This is a genomic window from Streptomyces varsoviensis (genome assembly GCF_000718635.1).
GTDB lineage: Bacteria > Actinomycetota > Actinomycetes > Streptomycetales > Streptomycetaceae > Streptomyces > Streptomyces varsoviensis.
Genome location: NZ_JOBF01000016.1, coordinates 246,994 through 268,175 on the forward strand (window position 1 = coordinate 246,994; position 21,182 = coordinate 268,175).

The 21,182-nt window shown below is 73.3% G+C and carries 16 protein-coding genes and 1 riboswitch; of the genes, 7 read left to right on the plus strand and 9 right to left on the minus strand.

The features are described from left to right. Positions 1 to 31: 31 nt before the first annotated feature. The 3 genes from IF55_RS23710 to IF55_RS23720 all read right to left on the minus strand — a co-directional run bounded on the left by IF55_RS23710 (position 32) and on the right by IF55_RS23720 (position 4,113). Positions 32 to 841, minus strand: coding sequence for a M23 family metallopeptidase (locus tag IF55_RS23710; protein ID WP_030884357.1), 810 nt, complete (start codon positions 839 to 841; stop codon positions 32 to 34). 14 nt (positions 842 to 855) lie between these two features. Then, positions 856 to 1,009: riboswitch (cyclic di-AMP (ydaO/yuaA leader) on the minus strand. A 300-nt stretch (positions 1,010 to 1,309) separates the two neighbouring features. Further along, complete coding sequence (locus IF55_RS23715) at positions 1,310 to 2,692, minus strand: M16 family metallopeptidase (RefSeq protein WP_048832371.1); 1,383 nt, start codon at positions 2,690 to 2,692, stop codon at positions 1,310 to 1,312. A 23-nt stretch (positions 2,693 to 2,715) separates the two neighbouring features. Next, the gene (locus tag IF55_RS23720; RefSeq protein WP_048832372.1) at positions 2,716 to 4,113 is read right to left on the minus strand and encodes a M16 family metallopeptidase; all 1,398 of its coding nucleotides are present in this window, start codon (positions 4,111 to 4,113) and stop codon (positions 2,716 to 2,718) included. A 211-nt stretch (positions 4,114 to 4,324) separates the two neighbouring features. Between IF55_RS23720 and IF55_RS23725 the strand changes: the two genes are divergently transcribed. Then, entirely contained in the window at positions 4,325 to 6,772 is a 2,448-nt protein-coding gene (locus tag IF55_RS23725; protein WP_030884363.1) for a DNA gyrase/topoisomerase IV subunit A, read from the plus strand. A 113-nt stretch (positions 6,773 to 6,885) separates the two neighbouring features. Here IF55_RS23725 and IF55_RS23730 read toward each other — a convergent pair whose 3' ends face one another. Next, entirely contained in the window at positions 6,886 to 8,040 is a 1,155-nt protein-coding gene (locus tag IF55_RS23730; RefSeq protein WP_048832356.1) for a CobW family GTP-binding protein, read from the minus strand. 19 nt (positions 8,041 to 8,059) lie between these two features. Next, positions 8,060 to 9,307 carry a citrate synthase/methylcitrate synthase gene (locus tag IF55_RS23735; protein ID WP_078645064.1) on the minus strand — a complete coding sequence of 416 codons (1,248 nt, stop codon included), beginning with the start codon at positions 9,305 to 9,307 and terminating at the stop codon, positions 8,060 to 8,062. Between the two features lie 260 nt (positions 9,308 to 9,567). Here IF55_RS23735 and IF55_RS37560 point away from each other — a divergent pair, with 260 nt between their 5' ends. Both IF55_RS37560 and IF55_RS23745 read left to right on the plus strand, forming a co-directional pair. After that, complete coding sequence (locus IF55_RS37560) at positions 9,568 to 11,070, plus strand: citrate synthase (RefSeq protein WP_048832373.1); 1,503 nt, start codon at positions 9,568 to 9,570, stop codon at positions 11,068 to 11,070. Between the two features lie 227 nt (positions 11,071 to 11,297). Next, positions 11,298 to 12,299 carry a ferredoxin family protein gene (locus tag IF55_RS23745; protein ID WP_078645067.1) on the plus strand — a complete coding sequence of 334 codons (1,002 nt, stop codon included), beginning with the start codon at positions 11,298 to 11,300 and terminating at the stop codon, positions 12,297 to 12,299. Here the strand turns inward: IF55_RS23745 and IF55_RS23750 are convergent. From IF55_RS23750 to IF55_RS23760, 3 genes are all read right to left on the minus strand, one after another. Next, positions 12,266 to 13,324, minus strand: coding sequence for an ABC transporter substrate-binding protein (locus IF55_RS23750; protein WP_030884374.1), 1,059 nt, complete (start codon positions 13,322 to 13,324; stop codon positions 12,266 to 12,268). The genes IF55_RS23745 and IF55_RS23750 overlap by 34 nt on opposite strands. Positions 13,325 to 13,473: 149 nt before the next feature. Beyond that, positions 13,474 to 14,310, minus strand: a complete 837-nt coding sequence (locus IF55_RS23755) for an ABC transporter permease (RefSeq protein WP_048832374.1) — start codon at positions 14,308 to 14,310, stop codon at positions 13,474 to 13,476. Between the two features lie 187 nt (positions 14,311 to 14,497). Then, complete coding sequence (locus IF55_RS23760) at positions 14,498 to 15,346, minus strand: ABC transporter ATP-binding protein (RefSeq protein ID WP_030884380.1); 849 nt, start codon at positions 15,344 to 15,346, stop codon at positions 14,498 to 14,500. A gap of 322 nt (positions 15,347 to 15,668) precedes the next feature. On the opposite strand from IF55_RS23760, the gene IF55_RS23765 reads away from it, so the two are divergent. The 3 genes from IF55_RS23765 to IF55_RS23775 all read left to right on the plus strand — a co-directional run bounded on the left by IF55_RS23765 (position 15,669) and on the right by IF55_RS23775 (position 19,046). Further along, positions 15,669 to 17,330, plus strand: coding sequence for a sensor histidine kinase (locus IF55_RS23765; RefSeq protein ID WP_037965500.1), 1,662 nt, complete (start codon positions 15,669 to 15,671; stop codon positions 17,328 to 17,330). Further along, positions 17,327 to 18,016 carry a response regulator gene (locus tag IF55_RS23770; protein ID WP_030884386.1) on the plus strand — a complete coding sequence of 230 codons (690 nt, stop codon included), beginning with the start codon at positions 17,327 to 17,329 and terminating at the stop codon, positions 18,014 to 18,016. The genes IF55_RS23765 and IF55_RS23770 overlap by 4 nt, the downstream gene beginning before the upstream one ends. 160 nt (positions 18,017 to 18,176) lie before the next feature. Continuing rightward, on the plus strand, positions 18,177 to 19,046 hold the full coding sequence (locus IF55_RS23775) for a TetR/AcrR family transcriptional regulator (protein ID WP_342668331.1): 870 nt from the start codon (positions 18,177 to 18,179) through the stop codon (positions 19,044 to 19,046). On the opposite strand, the gene IF55_RS23780 is transcribed toward IF55_RS23775, so the two are convergent. After that, positions 19,000 to 19,851, minus strand: a complete 852-nt coding sequence (locus IF55_RS23780; RefSeq protein WP_052405175.1) for a TetR family transcriptional regulator — start codon at positions 19,849 to 19,851, stop codon at positions 19,000 to 19,002. The genes IF55_RS23775 and IF55_RS23780 overlap by 47 nt on opposite strands. A 76-nt stretch (positions 19,852 to 19,927) precedes the next feature. Here IF55_RS23780 and IF55_RS23785 point away from each other — a divergent pair, with 76 nt between their 5' ends. Then, positions 19,928 to 20,884: a quinone oxidoreductase family protein gene (locus tag IF55_RS23785; RefSeq protein WP_030884396.1), complete on the plus strand. Its 957-nt coding sequence runs from the start codon at positions 19,928 to 19,930 to the stop codon at positions 20,882 to 20,884. Positions 20,885 to 21,182: the final 298 nt, after the last annotated feature.

Genomic DNA, 21,182 nt, shown 5'->3' on the forward strand with positions numbered 1-21,182 from the left:
ATATGGTCCTCCCGTACGCGGAGGCCGCCGCTCAGAGGCTGACGCCGTGCGCGCGCAGATACCCGACGGGGTCGATGTCCGAGCCGTACTGGGGCGACGTACGGGCCTCGAAGTGCAGGTGCGGGCCGGTCACGTTGCCGGTGGAGCCCGAGAGGGCTATCTGCTGCCCCGGGGTGACCGTCTGGCCGACGGAGACGCCGATGGAGGAGAGGTGGCCGTACTGCGTGTACGTGCCGTCGTTCATCTTGATGACGATGTTGTTGCCGTAGGCGCCGCCCCAGCCGGCCTCGACGACGGTTCCCGCGCCCACGGAGTGCACGGAGGTGCCCTCTCCGGCGTGGAAGTCGACGCCGGTGTGGCTGCCGGAGGACCACAGTCCGCTGGACGCCTTGTAGGCGGTGGAGACGTACGAGCCGTCGATCGGCGAGACGAAGGTGTTGAGCCGACGGCGCTCCTCGTCCCGGGCGGCCTTCTCCTTGGCGGCGCGCTCCGCGTCGGCCTTCCGCTTGGCCTCCTCCGCGCGCTTCTTGGCCTTGGCGGCCTGCGCCTTGGCCTCGGCCTCCGCCTTCGCCTTGGCGGCCGCCTGGGCGGCGGCGTGCTCCTGGGTCTGGGCCTGGGCGCCGATGTTGTCGGCCACGTCGTTGCTCATGACGACGGCCTGGATGAGGCCGGTGTCCTCGACCGAGGGGGCGGCGTGGTCGCCGCCGGAGGCGAGGGCCGGGGAGGCGAGGCCGGCGACGACGCCGGTCGCGGCCAGGGTCGCGACGCCCGCCGCGTTGGCGCCGACGCGCACGGCGCGGCTGGGACGACGGTGTTTCCCGGTGGCACGGGTGAACGCCATAGGTAAGGCTGATCCTTTCCTTCCTTCTCGCCTACCGGGTTAGCTGACGGGTTCGGAGCAGGAAGGTCTCCTACGGGTCCCTCCGGGAAGGGGCCCGATTCACCCCAGGGACGTATGGGTCCCCGGCTCCCCTGGCTCGCGCCATTGGGGACTCGGCGATGGCTGCCCGGGGCCGCGGCTGCGACTCATGGGTGACGGACAACCGCCATGACGCTAAACGGGGCTTCTTTCAATCGGCAAACAGAAGCGCGATTTTGTGGCCCACGCCACACGGCAGACGTGCAACCACTCCTATAAACCGGACATACAGCGGGGCGCGAGGGTCCCGAAGGTCCCTCGCGCCCCACTCGTCCCGCTATGGAACGCTCCTTGTCCCGTTATGAGCCCCGGCCGTCCCGGAGCCGTCCTGGCCGGTTCTAGTCGGCCCGCCCGGCCCCGCTCGTTCCAGTCGGCCGGCCTTCGGCGCGCTCAGCCGGAGACGACCGTCACCTCTCCGATGCCGAGCGCCTCGACCGGCTCCTGGATCTGCGCGGCGTCGCCGACGAGGACCGTGACGAGCCGGTCGGCCGGGAAGGCGCTGACGACGGCCGCGGTCGCCTCCACCGTGCCGGTCTCCGCGAGGCGCGCGTAGAGCTGGGCCTGGAAGTCGTCCGGGAGGTGCTGCTCGACCTGGTCGGCCAGCGTCCCGGCGACGGCGGCGGCCGTCTCGTACTTCAGGGGGGCGACGCCGACGAGGTTCTGCACGGCGACATCGCGCTCGGCGTCCGTCAGCCCCTCGGCGGCCAGCGTCCGCAGCACGGCCCACAGGTCCGCGAGCGCCGGCCCGGTGGACTCGGTGTCCACCGAGCCGCTGATGGCCAGCAGGGAGGCGCCGGTGGCCCCCTGGAGGGCCGACGGCTCGGAGGAGCGCAGCACCTGGGCGTACGAGCGCACGCCGTAGGTGTAGCCCTTCTCCTCGCGCAGCACGCGGTCCAGGCGCGAGGTGAGGGTGCCGCCGAGGCAGTACGCGCCGAGCACCTGGGCGGGCCAGACGCGGTCGTGCCGGTCGGGGCCGATCCGGCCGATGAGGAGCTGGGTCTGCACGGCGCCGGGGCGGTCCACGATCACCACCCGACCGGTGTCGTCGGCGGTGATGGGCGTCACGGGGTACGGCTCGGCGGTGCCGCCGGTCCACGCGCCGAGCGTGTCGGCGAGGTCCTGGGCCAGGTCGACGCCGGTGAAGTCGCCGACGACCACGGCGGTCGCGGTGGCGGGCCGTACATGCGCCTCGTAGAAGGCCCGTACGGCCGCGGCGTCGATGTTCCGGACGGTCTCCTCGGTGCCCTGGCGGGGCCGGGACATGCGCGCGTCCGCGGGGAAGAGCTGCTTGGAGAGCGCCATGGCGGCCCGGCGGGCCGGGTTGGCCAGCTCGTGCGGGATCTCGTCGAGGCGGTTGCCCACGAGCCGCTCGATCTCGCTGTCCGCGAAGGCCGGCGCGCGCAGGGCGTCGGCGAGCAGGGCGAGCGCCTTGGGCAGCCGGGAGGCCGGGACCTCCAGCGAGACGCGGACGCCCGGGTGGTCGGCGTGCGCGTCGAGGGTGGCGCCGCACCGCTCCAGCTCGGCGGCGAACTCCTCGGCGGAGTGCTTGTCGGTGCCCTCGGAAAGGGCGCGCGCCATGATCGTGGCGACGCCGTCGAGCCCGGCCGGCTCGGCCTCCAGCGGCGCCTGGAGGTTGACCTCCACGGCGACGACCTGCTGGCCGGGGCGGTGGCAGTGCAGCAGCGTGAGGCCGTTGGGGAGCTGGTCGCGCTCGGGGGCCGGGAAGGCCCACGGGGTGGCGGCGCCGGGCCGCGGCTGCGGGTGGAAATGCATGGTGGTGGTGGCCACGGCGTCGCTCACTGGCCCGCCTCCTGCTCTGCTGTGTTCTTCACGGTGGTCTCGTCGGCCTGCTCCGGGTCCGCCGGTCCGGCCTCCGCGGGCTCTCCGGGCTCCGCCTGGTCGGTCGGCTCGTAGACGAGGACCGCGCGGTTGTCGGGGCGCAGCCGGGCCGCGGCGACGGCCCGCACCTCCGCCGCGGTGATGTCCAGGACGCGGCCCACGGCCGTCAGGGCGAGCTGCGGGTCGCCGAACAGCACGGCGAACCGGGCCAGTTCGTCGGCGCGCCCGCCGACCGTGGCAAGCCGGTCCAGCCACTCGCGCTCCAACTGGGCCTGGGCCCGCTCCATCTCCTCCGGGGTCGGCCCCTCGGCGGCGAACCGGGCCAGCTCCTCGTCGACCGCGGTCTCGATGTCCGCCACCTCGACCCCGCCGGACGTCTTGACGTCCAGCCAGCCGAGGGAGGGCGCGCCCGCCAGCCGCAGCATCCCGAAGCCGGCGGCGACGGCGGTGCGGTCCCGGCGGACGAGGCGGTTGTGGAGCCGGGAGGACTCGCCGCCGCCGAGGACGGTCAGGGCGAGGTCGGCGGCGTCCGCCTCGCGCGTGCCGTCGTGCGGCAGGCGGTAGGCGGACATCAGGGCGCGGGCGGGCACCTCCGCCTCGACGACCTGGCGCAGCTCCGTGCCGATGGTGTCGGGCAGGGTCCCGTCGCGGGGCGGCTGCTTGCCGTCGTGCGGGGGGATGGTGCCGAAGTACTTCTCGATCCAGGCGAGGGTCTGCTCGGGGTCGATGTCGCCGACGACCGAGAGGACCGCGTTGCCGGGTGCGTAGTACGTACGGAAGAAGGCCCGGGCGTCCTCCAGGGAGGCGGCGTCCAGGTCGGCCATGGACCCGATGGGCGTGTGGTGGTAGGGGTGGCCCTCGGGGTAGACCATGGCCGTCAGCTTCTCGAACGCCGTGCCGTAGGGCACGTTGTCGTAGCGCTGGCGGCGCTCGTTCTTGACGACGTCCCGCTGGTTGTCCATGGACTCTTCGTCGAGCGCGGTGAGCAGCGACCCCATCCGGTCGGCCTCCAGCCAGAGGGCGAGCTCCAGCTGATGGGCCGGCATGGTCTCGAAGTAGTTGGTGCGCTCGAAGCTCGTGGTGCCGTTGAGGGAGCCGCCGGCGCCCTGCACCAGCTCGAAGTGGCCGTTCCCCTTGACCTGCGCGGAGCCCTGGAACATCAGGTGCTCGAAGAGGTGAGCCAGGCCCGTACGGCCCTTGACCTCGTGGCGGGAACCGACGTCGTACCAGAGGCAGACCGCGGCGACCGGGGTCAGGTGGTCCTCGGAGAGGACCACCCTCAGGCCATTGGCCAGGCGGTGCTCGGTCGCTGTCAGGCCGCTGGTACCGGCCTGTTGCGTGGCCGTGTGACCCATGGGCATGTACGTCCCTTCGCTGCGTGATGACCCGCGTGATGTCCCGCGTTCAAATCGGTCCTGTCACTGTATGCAAGCGCGCTGACATCTGGCGAAGTTCCCGCCGAGGACCGCCCTTACGGACGGGTCGCGGTCGGGGTTGTCAGTGGGGCGGTCCACAATGGTCGGCGTCACCACCCCGTACCGGTTACAAGAAGGAGCCGCAGCCGCGATGGCCCGCCGCAGCACGAAGACCCCGCCGCCGGACGACTTCGAGGAGCGCATCCTCGACATCGACGTCGTCGACGAGATGCAGGGCTCCTACCTTGAGTACGCCTACTCCGTCATCTACTCGCGCGCCCTGCCCGACGCGCGCGACGGGCTGAAGCCGGTGCACCGCCGCATCCTCTTCCAGATGAACGAGATGGGCCTGCGCCCGGAGCGCGCGCATGTGAAGTGCGCCCGCGTCGTCGGCGAGGTGATGGGAAAGCTGCACCCGCACGGCGACGCCTCGATCTACGACGCGCTCGTGCGCATGGCGCAGCCGTTCACGATGCGCGTGCCGCTGGTCGACGGGCACGGCAACTTCGGCTCGCTCGGCAACGACGACCCGCCGGCCGCCATGCGGTACACCGAGGCGAAGATGGCGGCGGCGTCGTCGCTGATGACGGACTCGATCGACGAGGACACCGTCGACTTCGCGCCGAACTACGACGGCAGCGAGCAGGAGCCGCTCACCCTCCCCGCCGCCTACCCGAACCTGCTCGTCAACGGGGCGTCGGGGATCGCGGTCGGCATGGCGACGAACATGCCGCCGCACAATCTGGGCGAGGTCATCGCCGCCGCCCGGCATCTGATCAAGCACCCGGGCGCCGACCTCGACACGCTGATGAAGTACGTGCCGGGGCCGGACCTGCCCACCGGCGGCCGGATCGTGGGCCTGTCCGGGGTCCGGGACGCGTACGAGACGGGGCGCGGCAGCTTCAAGATCCGCGCCACGGTCGCGGTCGACAATGTGACGGCCCGCCGCAAGGGCCTGGTCGTCACGGAGCTGCCGTTCTCGGTCGGCCCCGAGAAGGTCATCTCGAAGATCAAGGACCTGGTCGGGGCGAAGAAGCTCCAGGGCATCGCGGACGTCAAGGACCTCACCGACCGCGAGCACGGCCTGCGGCTGGTCATCGAGATCAAGAACGGCTTCAACCCGGAGGCCGTCCTGGAGCAGCTCTACAAGCTGACGCCGATGGAGGAGTCCTTCGGCATCAACAACGTCGCGCTGGTGGACGGCCAGCCCCTGACGCTGGGCCTCAAGGAGCTGCTGGAGGTCTATGTCGACCACCGCTTCGAGGTCGTCCGGCGGCGCAGCGAGTTCCGGCGCACCAAGCGGCGCGACCGGCTGCACCTGGTCGAGGGGCTGCTGGTCGCGCTCATCGACATCGACGAGGTCATCCGCCTCATCCGCTCCAGCGAGAACGCGGCGAAGGCCAAGGAGACCCTGATGGCGCGGTTCTCGCTGTCCGAGGTCCAGACGCAGTACATCCTGGACACCCCGCTGCGGCGGCTGACGAAGTTCGACCGGGTCGAGCTGGAGTCGGAGCGCGACCGGCTCAACAGCGAGATCGAGAAGCTCACCGCGATCCTCGAATCCGACGCGGAGCTGCGCAAGCTGGTCTCCTCGGAACTGGCCGACGTCGCCAAGAAGTTCGGCACCGACCGGCGCACGGTGCTGCTGGCCTCGGCAGGCGCGCCGGTGGCGGCGGTGCCGCTGGAGGTCGCGGACGACCCGTGCCGGGTGCTGCTCTCCTCGACGGGGCTGCTGGCCCGTACGGCCAACGGCGAGCTGTCGTTCGACGAGGATGCCAAGCGCGTCAAGCACGACGCGATCGTCTCGGCGGTGCCCGCGACGGCGCGGGGCGACGTGGGCGCGGTGACTTCCGCGGGCCGGCTGCTGCGGCTGCCGGTGATCGACCTGCCGCAGCTCCCGGACACGGCCGCCGCGCCGAACCTCTCGGGCGGCGCGCCCATCGCGGAGTTCCTGTCCCTCACGGACGACGAGCGGCTGGTCTGCCTCACCACCCTGGACGAGTCCTCGCCGGGCCTCGCGATCGGCACGGAGCAGGGCGTCGTCAAGCGCGTGGTCCCCGACTATCCGGCGAACAAGGACGAGTTGGAGGTCATCGGCCTCAAGGAGGGCGACCGGATCGTCGGCGCGGTGGAGCTGCGCACCGGCGAGGAGGACCTGGTCTTCATCACGGACGACGCGCAGCTCCTGCGCTACCCGGCGGGCCAGGTGCGGCCGCAGGGCCGGCCGGCCGGCGGCATGGCGGGCATCAAGCTGAGCGCGGGCGCGAAGGTCCTCTCCTTCACGGCGATCGACCCGGCCGCGGACGCGGTGGTCTTCACGGTCGCGGGCTCGCACGGCACGCTGGTCGACTCGATGCAGAGCGCGAAGCTGACGCCGTTCGACCAGTACCCGCGCAAGGGGCGGGCGACCGGCGGCGTCCGCTGCCAGCGGTTCCTCAAGGGCGAGGACTGCCTGGTCACCGCCTGGGCGGGGGCGACACCCGCGCGGGCCGCGGCCGCGAACGGCGCCCCGGTGGAGCTCCCGGAGATCGACCCGCGCCGCGACGGCTCCGGCGTCCCGATCCCCAAGGCGGTCGCGGCGGTCGCCGGACCGGTGTAGGGGCGCGTCGGGCAGAAGGCGGGCGGTAAGCAGCGCTCTGACAGCAGGCGGCCGGGCTCTCTGTGCGGGAGGCCCGGCCGCCGTGCCGTGGGGCCGGGCGACGCCCCGACCCCTTACGGCCAGACGTCCGCCCGTTCGCCCAGATCGTCGTGGGCGCCGGGGGCGGGTTCGTGGTGCTCCTGGGGGTCGCCTTGCTCCTCGGGGTCCTGTACGTACCGCAGTACGCCCCACATGGTCTCCTCGCCCGCTGCCTGGGCGGCGGCCTCCGTGTCCCGGCAGGCTTCCAGTTCCTTGCGGAGGGCTTCGGTGTCGATGCCGGAGCCGATGAGTACGAGCTGGGTCAGCCGTTCCTCGTCGCGTGCCCAGGGGGACGGGTAGAAGCGCAGGAAGTCGCCGACCGCGTGCAGGGTGAACTTCTGCCGGCTGCCGGGCACGTCGAAGCGGACGAAGCCCTTGATGCGGTAGAGGCCGGGCGGCCTGCTGTCGAGGAAGTCCAGCAGGCGGCGCGGGTTCATGGGGGCGTCGGCGACGAAGGAGAGGCTGTCGTACGCGGCGTGCAGGTGGCCGCTGTGGTCCGCGTGCTCGTGGTCGTGGGCGTGGTCGTCATCGCCGTCGTCGGCCACCAGGTCCTCGAAGGAGAGCTGCCGCACCGCCTCCAGACGGTCCTCCCGGGGGCGGCGGTCGAAGAGCAGCTCCGGGTCGACGCGCCCGTACGAGGCCGGGAGGACGGGTCTGCCGGGGGCGAGCCCGGCCAGCGTGGCGAGCAGGTCCGTACGCTCCGCTTCCGCGACGCGGTCCGCCTTGTTGAGGACCACGAGGTCGGCGAGGCCGAGGTGGCGGTCGAGTTCGGGGTGGGCGGCGCGGGTGCGGGCGAACTCGGCGGCGTCGACGACCTCGACCAGCCCGCCGTAGACGATGTGCTGGTTCTCGCTGGCCAGGATCATGCGGATGAGTTCCTGGGGCTCCGCGAGGCCGCTCGCCTCGATGACGATGACGTCGATGCGCGCCGCCGGGCGGGCCAGCCGGTCGAGGTAGTCGTCCAGTTCGCTGGTGTCGACGGCGCAGCACAGGCAGCCGTTGCCGAGCGAGACCATCGAGTCGACCTGCCCGGCGACGGTCATCGCGTCGATCTCGACGCTCCCGAAGTCGTTGACGACCGCGCCGATCCGGCTGCCCCCGGCCCTGCGGAGCAGGTGGTTGAGGAGGGTCGTCTTGCCGGACCCGAGGAATCCGGCGAGCACGATGACCGGGATCTGTCGCTTGGCCAAGGGGGCGTCTCCATCGTCGTCAGCGCACGGCGGGCACCGGCTGGGGCGGCGGCGGGCCGGCGTAGCGGGCCGCCGGGCGGATGATCTTCGAGTCCTCCGCCTGCTCCAGGATATTGGCGCTCCAGCCGACGACCCGGGCGGCCGCGAACGTCGGGGTGAACATCGAGCGCGGCACGCCGCACAGCTCCATGACGACGCCGGCGTAGAACTCCACATTGGTGTGCAGTTCCCGGCCCGGCTTCAGCTCCGCCAGGATCTCCAGGACGCGCCGCTCGACGTGCACGGCGAATTCGACCAGGGGGCCGCCGAACCGCTCGGCGACACCGCGCAGCATGCGGGAGCGCGGGTCCTCGGTGCGGTAGACGGGGTGCCCGAACCCCATGATCCGCTCCCCCGCCAGGACGCGTTCGCGGATCCAGGGGTCCACGCGGTCCGGGGTGCCGATGGCGTCGAGGGTGTCCAGGGCGCGGCTGGGCGCGCCGCCGTGGAGAGGGCCGGAGAGCGCGCCGACGGCGCCGACGAGGCAGGCGGCGAGGTCGGCGCCGGTGGAGGCGATGACGCGGGCGGTGAAGGTGGAGGCGTTGAAGCCGTGGTCCACGGTGGAGACGAGGTACTGCTCGATGGCCCGTACGCGCTCCGGCTCCGGTTCCGTACCGGTCATCATGTACAGGTAGTTGGCCGCGTACGACAGGTCGTCGCGCGGTTCGACGGGCGCGAGCCCCTGGCCCAGCCGGTGCAGCGCGGTGAGCAGGGTGGGCACGGCCGCGCACGCGGCGAGGGCGTCGGCGCGGCGGCGGTCGGCGTCGATGTCGTACAGCGGGCGGCCGCCGGAGGCGGCGCCGAGCAGCGAGAGCGCGGTGCGCAGTCCCGCGAGCGGGCCGGTGAGCGCGCAGGACCGGGCGATCGCGGGCAGCGCGTCACGGACGTCGGCGGGCAGGTGGCGCAGGGCGGCGGTCTCGGCGGCGAACGCGGCGCGCTGCTCGGCGTCGGGGAGGGAGCCGTGGCACATCAGGTGCCAGACGTCCTCGAAGCCGCGGTTCTCGGCGAGTTCGATCGCCGAGTACTGGCGGTAGTGGTAGAAGCCCTCGCGCCCTCGTACGTCGCCCAGCGCGGTCTCGGTGACGACGACGCCCGCGAGGCCGCGGGGTACGTCGATCGGCGCGTTGGCCCCGTTGGCCGGGTTGGTCCTGTTGGCCCCGTTGGTCCCGGTGGCCCCGTTGGCCGGGTCGGCCGCCGAGTTGGCCGGGTCGGCCGCGGTGGTCGGCATGGTGGATCTCCTTGTCTGCTTCCTCTGCTTCTTCTGTTTCGTCTCTTGATCTGACTGTCTATGCTTGACTCATTCACTGTCAATGTTGATTGAATCAATGGCCAATCGCTGTCGATACGGTGTAACGCATGGTGGAGCAAGAGATGGACGGGGCAGATGGCGCTGCCAGTCCTGACGGGTCTGTCGGGTCTGCCGGGCCTGTCGGGCCAGTCGGGCCTGTCGGGGTCGGCAGGGCCGACGCGGCGCCGGGCGAAGAGCGGCTGACCACACGGGAAGCCGCCGAACGCCTCGGCGTGAAGCCCGAGACGGTCTACGCGTATGTCAGCCGCGGCCAGCTCACCAGCCACCGCCGCCCCGGCGGGCGCGGCTCCACCTTCGACGCGAAGGAGGTCGACGCGCTCATACGGCGCGGCGGCCGGCGCGAGGCGGCGGCCCCCTCCGGGGGCGATCTGGTGGTCCGTACGGGCATCACGCTCATCGACGCCGACCGCTGCTACTTCCGCGGCGTGGACGCCACGGAACTCGCCGCGCGCTACTCCTACGAGGAGGTCGCCGACTGGCTGTGGACCGGCCGGATGCGCCCCGGCACCCGGTTCACGGCCCCCGCCGAAGCGCTGGCGGCGGCGCGTCGCTCGGTGGCGGCGCTGCCCGCGCACAGCGGGCCGATGGACCGGCTGCGGGTCGCGGCCATCGCCGCCGCCGCGGCCGATCCGCTGCGCTTCGACCTCTCCCCCGACGCGGTACTGGACGCGGCCCGCGGCCTGATCCCGACCCTGGTCGACGCGCTGCCGGCCGCGGGGCGCCCCGTGGGCGAAGCGGGCGGGGGCTCCGGGGAGCGGGGCGCCACGGCACTGGGGTCCCGTGAGACCCGCGAGGCCCGCGAGTCACGTGAGCCCGACTGGCGCGTCGGAGCGGCGGCCGACGGTGAGGACGGCCGGGTCGCCGGAGCAACGGCCGACGGGGAAGGCGGCCGGCTCGTCGGGACAGCGGCCGACGGGGAAGGCGACCGGCTCGTCGGGACGCCGGCGGGCGGGGAAGGCGGCCGGCCCGTCGAGACGGCCGCCGACGGGGAAGGCGGCCGGTTCGTCGGGACGGCGGCGGGCGGGGAAGGCGGCCGGTTCGTGGAGCGGTTGTGGCTGCGGCTGACCGCGCGGCCATATGACGAGCCGTCGTTACGGGTTCTGGAGGCGGCGCTGGTGCTGCTGATCGACCATGACCTGGCCGCCTCCACGCTCGCCGCGCGCGTCGCCGCCTCCGCGCGGGCGCACCCGTACGCCGTCGTGTCGGCGGGCTTCGGCGCGCTCGACGGCCCGTTCCACGGAGCCGCCAGCGGGCTCGCGCACCGCATGCTCGCCGAGGTGCTGGAGCGCGGCAGCGCGGCGGCCGTCGTCGCCGACCATCTGCGCGCGGGCCGCCGGGTGCCGGGGCTCGGCCACCGCCTCTACCCGGGCGAAGATCCTCGCGCGCGGGCGCTGTTCGACATGCTGGCGCGGGTGCCGAGGGCCGCCGAGGCGCTGGCGGCCGCGCAGGACGTGGTGGCGGCCACGGCCCGGCACGCCTCGCTGCACGCCAATGTCGACCTCGCGCTGAGCGTGCTGTCGGTCGCGACGGGGATGCCGGTGGAGGCGGGCGAGACGATCTTCGCCGTCGCCCGTACGGCGGGCTGGATCGCGCACGCCCTGGAGGAGTACGAGGAGCGCCCCATGCGCATGCGCCCCAGCGGGCAGTACCGCGGGCCGCGCCCGCCGCAGCCGCTGCCGTGAGAGCCCCGGCCGCTGCCGTGAGAGCCGCCGGCGCACCGAGGGCGGCGTGGTGAAGGGCGCGGGAAGGGCGTGGCGGCGGGGGCGCCGGAGGGCGCGGTGGCACACCCCGGCCCGTGAGCCTCCCGCCCCGGCCCATGGCGACCATGCCCCCGACGCGCCTCATACGCCCCGCGCGCCCCTCGCCAAGTGGTAAGCCCCGCCCGCCAGATCAGGTTAGGCTTACCTACGTGAGCACGTGCGCGACCGCTTCCCGTGACCTGTCCGAGCCGCTGGCCGGCACCGCCGCCACCGCTCGGACCTGGCTGCTGATCGAACAGCCCGGCCCCTGGGGCGCCGACGCCCTCACCTCCAGCCGCCTCGAACCGGCCCTCGGCCGCGCCCTGGAGAAGGCCGCCGAACCCCACGGGGTGCGCGTCGCGCTCATCCGCCGCCCCGCCCGTACGGCCGACTGCCGCGAACCGGCCGCCCGCCGGGTCTTCGCGGCCCACACCCTGCCGGGCGGCTCCTGGATCCGTACGGCCGAGATCACCGACCCCGCGCACCTGACAGGGCTGGACTTCGCGGCGCTCGGGGCCGGCGACGAGCGCGGGCTGCGCGGCCCGTACGACTGGCGCCCGTACCTCGGCGACCCGCTCGTACTCGTCTGCACCAACGGCAAGCGGGACCGCTGCTGCGCCCTGCTGGGCCGGCCGCTCGCCGCCGAGCTGGCGGCCTCGGACGCGGCCGCGGTCTGGGAGATCACCCACATCGGCGGCCACCGCTTCTCGCCGACGCTCGTCGTGCTGCCGTACGGGTACGCGTACGGGCGGGCCACCGCGACCGCCGTACGGGAGGCCGTCGAGGGGGTGCGCGAGGGCAGGATCGTCACCGACGGCTGCCGCGGCCGGTCCGCGTGGGAGCGCCCGGCGCAGGCCGCCGAGCTGGCGGTGCGGGAACTGACCGGCGAGAAGGGCGCCGACGCGCTCATGGTCCTGCGGACCGAGGGGGCGGCGCCCTCGTGGACCGTGACGGTCGGCCATCTCGACGGCCGCCAGTGGTGGGTCGCGGTCGAGCGCGGCGCGGCGGACCCGCCCCGGCCCGAGAGCTGCGGCAGCCCGCTCGGCACCCCGGCCCGGATGGATGTGACGGGCGTGTACGAGGTCGCCGCCGAACGCCCGGAGCGGGTCCGGGACGAGGTGTGCCGCAACGGCGGTCCTCAGCCGGCCTTCTTGACGAACTCCGTGGTGTAGGTCTTCTCCAGGTCCACCGACGCGTTCTTCAGGGTCGGGTTGAACGCCTTGAGCACCTCGTGCACGGTCCTCGGGCCGTCGGCGGGCATCACCCCGTCCTCCGTGAACATCGGCAGGGTGCTCTTGATCGCCCGTACGTACAGCTCCTTGCCGCCCTGCGCGTAGTCGGCGGGCATCTTGGCCGCGATCTCCTCGGGCGTGTGCGCCCGCATCCACTTCAGCGTCTTGACGAAGGCGTTGGCGAGCTTCTGCACGGTCGCCTTGTGGCCGTCGACCCATTCGGTGTTCATATAGAGGCTCGCGGCGGGGTAGAGGCCGCCGAGCGCGGCCCGGGAGCCCTCGGGGGTGCGCATGTCGACGAGTACCGTGCCGACGTCCTTGGCCAGCACCTGCGCGACGGTCGGGTCGGTGGTCATGCCGCCGTCGATCGAGCCCTGCTGGAGCGCGGAGATGAAGGTCTGGCCCGCCCCGACGGCGACCGGCGTGATCTCGCTGACGTCGACGCCGTTTCTGACGGCCAAGTACTTGGTGAGGAAATCGGTGGACGAACCGAGGCCGGTCACCCCGAGCTTCTTGCCCTTGAAGTCCTTCGGGGAGCCGAGGCTGGACGCGGCCTTCTTGGAGACCACCTCCACCTCGCCGGGCGTCCGCGCGAACTGGACGACCGACTCCACGTGTTTGCCCTTCACCTGGAGGTCGAGCGTGTGGTCGTAGAAGCCGACGACGCCCTGTACGTCCCCGGCGACCAGCGAGGTGGTGGCCTGCACACCGGCGGGCTCGGTGAGCAGTTGGACGTCCACGCCCTCGGCCTTGAAGTAGCCGAGCTTCTGGGTGAGCATGGCCGGCAGATAGATGATCTTGTCCAGGCCGCCGACCATGATCTTGACCTGGTCGGCGCCGCCCGACCCGCCACCGGAGCCGCCGCCCGAACCGCCGCCCACCTGCGCGTCGTTGGCGCACGCGGCGAGGGCGAGGCACAGCGCGCCGGCGACGGCGGCCGCGGAGATCCTGCTGAGAGTGCGCATCATCGTGTCCTTGGGGTGTGAACCATGAGGGGGGAGTTGCTGGGGAGAGCGGAGACCGGGGGCATGGAGAGTGGAGACCGGGGGCATGGAGAGCGGAGACCGAGGGCCGGACTCGGCGGCTCCCGGGCTCCGCGCCCCTGGGCCGGCCGTCAGCCGTCAGCGCCGGAGCCGCCGCCCGCCTTCCACCGGAACAGCCGCTTCTCCGCGAAGGTCAGCAGCCCCTCGGCGAGCAGCGCGACGACGGCGAGGATGACCATCGCCGCGTAGACCCCGGCCGCGTTGAACGTGCCCTGGGAGGCGGAGACCAGCAGCCCGATCCCCTTCGTCGCGCCGATGTACTCGCCGACGATCGCGCCGATCAGCGCGAAGCCGAAGCTGACATGCAGACTCGTGAAGATCCAAGAGGTCGCGGACGGGACCACCACGTGGAGCGTGACCCGCCGGTTGCTCGCGCCCAGCACGCGGGCGTTGGCGACCAGGTTGCGGTCCACTTCGCGCGCCCCCTGGAAGGCGTTGAAGAAGACGGGGAAGAAGACCAGCACCACGGCCGAGGCCACCTTGGAGGCCGGGCCGAGGCCGAACCAGATGAGGAAGATCGGCGCGAGCACGATCCGCGGCAGCGCGTTGAGCACCTTGATGTACGGGCCGAGCACATCGGCGAGGAAGGAGATCCGGCCGAGCGCGATCCCCAGCAGCACGCCCGCGGCGACGCCGATGAGCCAGCCGAGCAGCGCCTCGTAGAGCGTGTACCAGATCTGCTCCCCCAGCGAGCCCTGCGCGGTGCCGTGCTGCACCCACTGGACGATCTGCGCCCAGATCTTCGACGGCATCGAGAAGTTGAAGGGGTCGATGACGTTCGTGCGGGCCATGAGCTCCCAGGCGGCGACCACCGCGACGAGCAGCAGCGCACGCGCCGTATGGACGAGCAGCCGGCGGGTACGGGCGGCGCGCGCCCTGGCCTCCGTACGGCCCGTACCGCTGCTCATGCCGTCGCCACGGCCCGTACTGCCCTTCTCCGACTTCGGCTTCGGCTGCGGCTCCGGCTTCTGCTGCGGCTCCGGCTCCGGCTTCTGCTGCGTCTCCGGCTTCTGCTCCCGCTCCCGCTCGCGCTCCGGGACAACAGCGGGTTCGGGCCCCGGCGCGGAGGACGCGGCGAGCGAATCTTCCAGCGGCTCACGCGGCATGGCCGGCCCCCCGTTCCCGGGTGATGCGGACCTCTTCGCCGAGCGAGGACCAGATCTCCCGGTAGATCTCGATGAACCGCGGCTCCAGGCGCACCGATTCGACCTGGCGCGGTCGTGGCAGATCGACCGCGAAGACCTCCTTGACCGTGGCGGGGCCCGCCGTCATCACCACGACGCGGTCGGCCAGCGCGATCGCCTCCTCCAGGTCGTGGGTGACGAAGACGACCGAGGCGGCGGTGTCCGGCGCCGAGGCGCCGCCCCACAGCTCCAGCAGTTCGTCGGACATCAGCGCCCGCGTCTGCACGTCGAGCGCCGAGAACGGCTCGTCCATGAGGAGAATCCGCGGCTCGCCCACGAAGGTCTGGGCCAGCGCGACGCGCTTGCGCTGGCCGCCGGAGAGCTGGTGCGGATAGCGGTCCTCGAAGGCGGCGAGGCCGACCCGGCCGAGCCAGTCCCGGGCCCGCTCTTTGGCCGCCGCCTTGGGCACGCCGCGGAACCGCGGCCCCGCCATGACGTTGGAGAGCACCGTGCGCCAGGGGAAGACGGCGTCCTGCTGGAAGACGAAGCCGACCTCCGGCCGGATGCCGGTGACGGGTTCGCCGCCGATCAGCACCTGTCCCTCGGTCGGCTCCTCCAGGCCGCTCACCAGCGTGAGCGTGGTCGACTTGCCGCAGCCGGTCGGGCCGACCACGGCCACGAACTCGCCCTGCCGCACGGTCAGTCCGAGATCCCGTACGGCCGTGTGCCCGGCGCCCGAGGGCGTACGGAACACCTTGCTCGCGCCGCGCAGTTCGATGGCCGGGGCGGCGCCGGGGCCCGGGTCGCTGTGCGTGGTCATCGCCCACCTCCCTGCCCCGCGGTCCCGTGCGGGGCGACTGGGGCTGGAGGCTAGGCGGGACCCGCGGCGCGGCGGGAGTCTTGTGAGCACTGTGCGGCTTGAGCGCGCAAACCCTGTTCTGCTCGTTTTGCTCGCGCTACAACAGCACTTGCGGCCTCGGGCCGCCGGGGAAGGGCAGAAAACGGCGGGAACGTCGAGAGCGGCGGACACGGCAGGGAACGGCGGACACGGCAGGGGACGACGGACACAGCAGGGCCGGCAAGGAACCGGACACGGCAGGGCCCGGCAAGGAACGGCAGGGAAGAGCAAGGAAGGGGCACGCATGCGCATCCGGTGGCCCCGCCGCGTGTTCGCCCAAGTGCTGCTCGTACAGCTCCTGATCACGACGGGCGTCACCGTCCTCGCGGCCGGCCTCTTCCTCGCCCCGCTCGGCGACCAGCTCGACGCGCAGGCGGCGCGGCGCGCCCTGGCGATCGCCCAGACCACCGCCGCCCAGCCGGGCATCGCCCGGGCCATGCTCACCACCCGGCCCGCCGTGGACGGCCCGGTGCAGGGCGCGGCCGAGCGCGTGCGGCGCGCGACCGGCGCCAGTTACGTGGTCATCGTCGACGCGCACGGCATCCGCTACTCCCACACCACCCCCGCCGAGATCGGCCGCCCGGTCTCCACGGACCCGGGCGAGGCGCTGGCCGGGCACGAGTGGACCGGCATCGACCGCGGCACGCTCGGCCGCTCCGCGCGCGGCAAGGTCCCGCTGCGCGACTCCACGGGCGCCGTCGTCGGCGCGGTCTCGGTCGGCATCGCCTACGACAGCGTGCGCGCCCTGCTCCTGCACAGCGTCCCCGGCGTCCTCGAATACGCGGGCGCGGCCCTGGGCGTCGGGGCGCTGGCCGCCCTCGTCGCCTCCCGGCGGCTGCGACGGCGCACTCACGGCATCGAGCTGTCGGAGATCTCGGCGCTCCTCGACGAGCGGGAGGCGATGCTGCACGGCATCCGCGAGGGGGTCGTCGCGCTCGACCGGCGGGGCCGGGTCCGGCTCGTCAACGACGAGGCGCAGCGGCTGCTCGGCCTGGCGCCGGGCGCCCGCGTCACCGGCCGCCCCCTCGACGAGGTGCTGCCGCCGGGCCGTACGACGGAGGTCCTGGCGGGCCGGGTGGCGGGTACGGACCTGCTCACGGTGTGCGGCGGCCGGGTCCTGGTCGCCAACCGGATGGACACGGCGGACGGCGGTACGGTCGCGACGCTGCGCGACCGTACCGAACTGGAGCAGTTGGGGCGGGAGCTGGACGGCACCCGCGGCCTCACGGAGGCGCTGCGGGCCCAGGACCACGAGCACGCCAACCGGCTGCACACCATCGTGGGGCTGCTGGAGCTGGAGCTGTACGAGGAGGCCGCGGAGTTCGTCGCCGAGGTGGCGGGCGCGCACCGCGCGACCGCCGAGCAGGTGACCGAGCGCGTACGGGAACCGCTGGTCAGCGCATTGCTGGTGGGCAAGAGCGCGATCGCGGCGGAGCGCGGCGCCGCGCTGCGGATCTCGCCGGCCACCGATCTGCCGGACCGGGTGGTCGACCCGCGCGACCTGGTCACCGTCCTCGGGAACCTGGTCGACAACGCGCTGGACGCGGCCGGGGCGCGCGTACGGCGGAAGGTGAGCGAGGACGAGAACGAGGGCGACGGCGAAGGCGAGGGCGAGGGCCCCTTCGTCGAAGTGGAGCTGCGGGCCGAGGGGGCCACGCTGTGCCTGCGCGTCGCCGACAACGGCCCCGGCGTCCCGGCGGCGGCGCGGGAGCTGGTCTTCACCGACGGCTGGTCCACCAAGGAACCGCCCTCCCACCGGCGGCGGGGGCTCGGCCTCGCCCTGGTGCGGCGGCTCGCGGAACGGTACGGCGGTACGGCGGAGGTGACCTGCCGCGAGGGCGGCGGCGCGGTGTTCACGGTGGAGTTGCCGGAGGCGCTGCGCGTACTCGAAGGAGCGAACCGATGATCGAGGTCCTGGTCGTGGACGACGACTTCCGCGTCGCCCGCGTCAACGCCGCGTACGTGGCCAAGGTGCCCGGCTTCCATGTCCGGGGCACGGCGCACAACGCGGCCCAGGCGCTGGCCGTGCTGGAGGGCGGCGGCGTCGACCTGGTGCTGCTCGACCACTATCTGCCGGACGAGACGGGCCTGTCGCTGGTCCGCCGGCTCCGGCAGTCCGGACACCCCGCCGACGTGATCATGGTGACGGCGGCCCGCGATGTGGCCACGGTGCGGACGGCCATGCGCTTCGGGGCGCTCCAGTACATCGTCAAGCCGTTCACCTTCGCCGGGCTCCGCGTCAAGCTCGACGCGTACGCCCAGCTCCGCCGCGCCCTCGACGGCGCCCAGGAGGCGGGCCAGGATCAAGTCGACCGTATCTTCGGCACCCTGCGCGCCGCCGCGGCCAGCACCCCGCTGCCGAAGGGCCACTCCGCACCCACCGCCGAACTGATCCGCCGGGCCCTCTCGGACGCCTCCCTCCCCCTGTCGGCACACGAGGTCGCCGAGCGCACCGGCCTCAGCCGCTCCACGGCCCAGCGCTACCTCAAACAACTGGAGTGCTCGGGAAGGCTGCATCTCACCCTGCGCTACGGCGAAACAGGCCGCCCCGAACACCGCTATAGCTGGCCGGAGGGCACCCCGGCGGCGTAACGACCGCCGGACCGCGCGTCGAACAGTCGCGCTGTATCGTCGCCACCGGACAATCGCGAGCAGGAGAGCAGGAGAGCAGGCCGGCGGGACGACAGGACAGCCGCAGCAGCCGCAGCAGCCGGAGCCCGGCGGAGGACGACCAGGCGGAGGACGAGGCGTGATGAGGGCACGACGGCGGACCGCACCCGAGCGGCCCGAGGCCGGGGTGCCCATGGCCGACTCCCCCGAGGCCGAGGCCGAGACGCCCGCAGCCGAGGCCCCAGCCGCCGAAGCCCCTGCGCCCGACTCGCCCGAGGCCGCCACGCCCACGCTCGTATGGGAACGCCCCGAGCCTCGGAGCCGGCCGAAGCCGTCCCTGCTGAGCCGGGACCGGATCGTACGAGCCGCCGTCGAGCTGGCGGACGCCGGCGGGCTGGACGCGGTGTCCCTGCGCGAGGTCGCCGCCGCGCTCGACACGGGGCCGGTACGGCTGTACCGCTACCTGTCCACCGAAGAGGAACTGCTCGACCTGATGGTCGACGCTGTCTACGGCGAGATCATCGCGCCCGAGCCGTCGGCCGGGCCCGCCTCGCCCGGCGGGGACTGGCGCCGTGACCTGCGCTCACATGCCCACCGCAGCAGGGTGGCGGCCCTCCGGCACGAGTGGTTCGCCGATCTGCTCGGCGGCCGGCCGCACCTCGGGCCGAACGCGCTGGCCGACTTCGAGGCGTCCTTGGCGGCGCTGCGCCGCGCCCCCGGGTTCGAGGGCATCGACACGGTCCTGGCCGCCGTCGACGCGGTGGACGCCTACCTGGTCGGGGCGGTCAGGAAGGAGGTCGCCGAGGCGCGGGCCGAGCGGACCACCGGCCCGGACGAGCAGCAATGGCAGGCCGCCGCGGGCCCGTACATCGGCCGCATGCTGGCGACCGGCCGCTACCCCACCCTCTCCGAGGCCGTCGTGGACGCCGCTGCCCGCGATGCCGACACCGTCTTCGACACCGGTCTCACATACGTCCTGGACGGCATCGCCGCCCGGCTGTCAGCGCCCTGACCACACCGCCCTGCCACCCGCCCTGGCCCGCGTGAGCGGTCCCGACCGGTGCGAGCGACCTCGACCGGTGCGGGCTGCCCTGACCGGCGCGAACAACCCCAGCAGGCGTGAGCGGCCCTGACCGGCGCGAGCAGGCCCGGCCGGCGTGAGCGGCCCTCACCGGCGCGAGCAGGCCCGGCCGGCGTGAGCGGCCCTCACCGGCGCGAGCAGGCCCACCGGAGACGGTCTTCGGGCCGGGCTGCCGCGCCCACCGCTCCATGGCGGCATGAAACGCGGCCACGAGCAAGTCCTGGGCCAGGCGCGGCCGCAAGTCCTCCGGATCGTCGAGGTCGAGCCGGACGGCGAGCGTCCGCCGGCTCTCGTCGCTGATCCGGTCGCAGAAGCTGAGGCTGTACGCGGCGACCGAGGGCGAGGTCTCGGCGAGCCGCCGGCCCGCGGCGGCCCGTTCCGCCCAGCCCGGCGCCGTCATCCGCTCCAACGCGGCGAACAGGGCTTCCCGCAGAGCCGCGAAGACGGTGCCGCCGCCCGGCGTGAGGGACGCGACCTCGCCCAGGAAGACCAGCCACAGCTCATGGCTGGGCGCCAGCGCGGCCTCCTCCTTGCCGGCGAAATAGCGGAAGAACGTCCGCTTGGAGACCTCGACCTCGGCGCACACCTCGTCCAGCGTCGTCTCGGCGAACCCCCGCTCCTGGAAAAGGCGCAGGGCGGCGTCGATGAGAGCGTCCCGGGTCCGCTGCTTCTTGCGTTCTCGCAGCGAGGCGGCGGTGGGCTGCCGGCCCGCGGGCGGCGCGGAGGGGTGGGGCATGCGGTCACTCTACCAGCGAGTGAGCCACTGATAGGCTTTTGGCACTCAGTGGCGTTTTTTACGAAGAGGAGTGGCCATGAAGGCTGTCATCGTCCCGTCGTTCGGAGGCGCCGAAGTACTGCGGGTCGTCGACCGCCCCGAGCCCCGGCCCGGACCGGGCCAGGCCCTCATCCGGGTGGAGGCCGCAGGCGTCGGCTACGTCGACGTCATGGCGCGCGACGGCCACTACCAGCCGCTGTCCGAGCCCGGCTTCGTTCCGGGTACGGAGGCCGCGGGCACCGTCGTCGCGGTCGGCGAGGGCGTCGAGGAGCACTGGATCGGCCGACGCGTCTTCGCACTGGCCGACTCCGGCGCCTACGCCGAGTACGTCGTCGCCGACGCCCGCGGCCTCGTACGTCTGCCGGAGTCCGTCAGCGCGGCCGACGCCGTCGCCCTCGGCGTGAACGCCCTGGTCGCGGCCCTGGGCCTGAAGCGGGCGGCCGTCGAGGAGGGCGAGCGGGTCCTGGTCAGGGGCGCCGGCGGCGGCATCGGACTGATGGCCGCTCAGCTCGCCGCCCGGTCCGGAGGCACGGTCACCGCGATCACCTCCTCGCCCGAGCGCGGAGAACGCCTGCGGGACCTCGGCGTCGCGCACGTACATGACCGCACGGCGGGCGAGGACGGCAGCGCGGACACCTACGACGTCATCGTCGACCCGGTCGCCGGCCCGGACCTCGGCCGCTACATCGAGATGCTGCGGCCCAACGGCCGGTACGTGCTCTGCGGAGCGGCGGGCGGGGCGCCGGAAGCGGCGGCTCTCGGCAGCCTCCTCACCACTTACCACAGCTCGCCGACCCTCGTCGCCTTCAGCCTCCGGTCCGTCGCCCCCGAGGCGGCGGGCGCGGCGGCGGCCAGCCTCTTCGCTCAAGCCGCCGCCGGCGCCCTCCGGCCGGTCATCGACGAACAGATCCCACTGACCGAGGCCCGCCGCGCCCACGAGCGCCTCGAATCAACCCCCGTCTTCGGCAAGCTCGTCTTGACCCCCCACCCTTGAGGCACCCGCCCGCCACCCGCGAGCCCGACCGTCAGCTCCCTCGGGCCCAGTCCAGCGCCCGTACGGCCCGGTCGGGGCTCGACACGGCCTTCGGACGGCCCGGTCGAGGCTTCAACCGGTCCCTGTACAGCCCTCCCGGGCCCCGCCCGACCTCCGTACAGCCCGATCGAGGCTCCACCCAACCCCCCTCCAGCCCTCCGCGGCCCCATTCGACCTCCACCGCCCCCACCCCTGACAGACCCAGCCGCGCCCCCACCCCTGACACCCCCCGACACCCCCTGCCCCGCCCCCCGCCCCC

Bases quoted from the DNA above. Each gene is read 5' to 3' on its own strand.
- IF55_RS23760 (WP_030884380.1), bottom strand. From the start codon at position 15,346: ATGACCACGCACAGCGACCCGGGCCCCGGCGCCGCCCCGGCCATCGAA.
- IF55_RS23775 (WP_342668331.1), top strand. From the start codon at position 18,177: ATGAGGGCACGACGGCGGACCGCACCCGAGCGGCCCGAGGCCGGGGTG.
- IF55_RS23720 (WP_048832372.1), bottom strand. From the start codon at position 4,113: ATGGGTCACACGGCCACGCAACAGGCCGGTACCAGCGGCCTGACAGCG.
- IF55_RS23710 (WP_030884357.1), bottom strand. From the start codon at position 841: ATGGCGTTCACCCGTGCCACCGGGAAACACCGTCGTCCCAGCCGCGCC.
- IF55_RS23755 (WP_048832374.1), bottom strand. From the start codon at position 14,310: ATGAGCAGCGGTACGGGCCGTACGGAGGCCAGGGCGCGCGCCGCCCGT.
- IF55_RS23780 (WP_052405175.1), bottom strand. From the start codon at position 19,851: ATGCCCCACCCCTCCGCGCCGCCCGCGGGCCGGCAGCCCACCGCCGCC.
- IF55_RS23750 (WP_030884374.1), bottom strand. From the start codon at position 13,324: ATGCGCACTCTCAGCAGGATCTCCGCGGCCGCCGTCGCCGGCGCGCTG.
- IF55_RS23715 (WP_048832371.1), bottom strand. From the start codon at position 2,692: ATGCATTTCCACCCGCAGCCGCGGCCCGGCGCCGCCACCCCGTGGGCC.
- IF55_RS23765 (WP_037965500.1), top strand. From the start codon at position 15,669: ATGCGCATCCGGTGGCCCCGCCGCGTGTTCGCCCAAGTGCTGCTCGTA.
- IF55_RS23725 (WP_030884363.1), top strand. From the start codon at position 4,325: ATGGCCCGCCGCAGCACGAAGACCCCGCCGCCGGACGACTTCGAGGAG.
- IF55_RS23785 (WP_030884396.1), top strand. From the start codon at position 19,928: ATGAAGGCTGTCATCGTCCCGTCGTTCGGAGGCGCCGAAGTACTGCGG.
- IF55_RS23770 (WP_030884386.1), top strand. From the start codon at position 17,327: ATGATCGAGGTCCTGGTCGTGGACGACGACTTCCGCGTCGCCCGCGTC.
- IF55_RS23735 (WP_078645064.1), bottom strand. From the start codon at position 9,307: ATGCCGACCACCGCGGCCGACCCGGCCAACTCGGCGGCCGACCCGGCC.